A 1,133-nucleotide genomic window follows, 5' to 3' on the forward strand; every position below is an offset into this window, starting at 1 on the left:
GTAGAGCCGAGATCCTATGTTCGCGGTCAAGCCTGCTGGAAGCAGGCTTGACCTACTCTCAGCATGGTCGGATCGAAATCCCGGCCGCTCTTGAGAACACCCCACGCGATTCTGGCCAGCTTTCTAGCCAGGATGTTGAAGCTGGCGGTGCTGCTGTGGCCGCGCTCACGGATGGCGGTGTAGAGGGGTTTGCCGCCCTTGGAGCGCGTCAGACCCATGGCGGCCATGTAGAGGATCTGGCGTAGGCCGGCATTGCCTCGCTTGGACAAACGGCGTCGGCCGATCCGGGCACCCGACTCGTTGGGCCGAGGATCCAGGCCGGTGCAGGCAATCCACGCATCGGAGTTGGCCAGCGGCCAGCGGGTGATGTGATGGGTGATGAAGGCCGCCACTGTTGGCCCGATCCCCGGAATGGTCATGATTCGTCGATACAGATCGCACTGTTCGCCGCTGCGGCACAGCTGCTGAATTTGCTGGTCCAGCATGGCAATGGCCGCTTTCAGGCCGCTGAAGATGCCCCCAAAGAGGGCGGACTCCGATGCCCCCGCACCCAGCGAAAGATTCAACTTCGCCTTGCTCCGGACCAGGCTGTCGCGTTGCTGGAGCAGCACATGCAGCCGCTCCTGCGCAGGCGAGCGGGCGACATGCTCATGCAGATTGTCGGCCTCTTTGGCGATGTAACGCGCAATGACCTGCGCATCGCCAGCGTCGGTCTTGCCGCGGCAGGCCACGCCCTTGGCGTAGTGCTTGATATCGCGTGGATTGAGCACGAACACGGCGTGACCGGCGCTCTGCGCAGCTTGAACCACAAGCTCGTGGTAGCGATTGGTTGCCTCAACACCAATACGAGACTTCGCCGGCAGGCTGGACAACCATTTGTTGATCGCCGAGGCTGAATTGGCGATTCGAATACTACCTTTAGTGCCATGGCGCGCCACCACCAAGGTCTTTGAATCGGCATCGATTCCAACAGCGAAACGATCTGACATCTGCACAACTCCCAGCTATTGTTGAGGGGCTGGGGTGGTACCGCACCACGTTGGCTTGCCTACATCGGCGGTCCTCAAAGGCCGCTAGATCCTTTATCGACGTTAAGGTGCGGGATGGGGATCGCTCGGCTCGTCTGTCGGCTG

Annotated in this window: 1 protein-coding gene; it reads right to left on the reverse strand. The window is 61.1% G+C overall.

Features of this window, described 5'->3' with window-relative positions; genetic code table 11:
- Nucleotides 1-26: 26 nt before the first annotated feature.
- Entirely contained in the window at nt 27-989 is a 963-nt protein-coding gene (locus tag ACVOK8_RS19130) for an IS110 family transposase (protein WP_481568197.1), read from the reverse strand.
- Nucleotides 990-1,133: the final 144 nt, after the last annotated feature.

The sequence above is a fragment of the Stenotrophomonas sp. STEN083 genome (assembly GCF_056759195.1).

Coding starts and splice junctions, on each gene's coding strand:
- ACVOK8_RS19130 (WP_481568197.1), bottom strand. CDS start 989: ATGTCAGATCGTTTCGCTGTTGGAATCGATGCCGATTCAAAGACCTTG.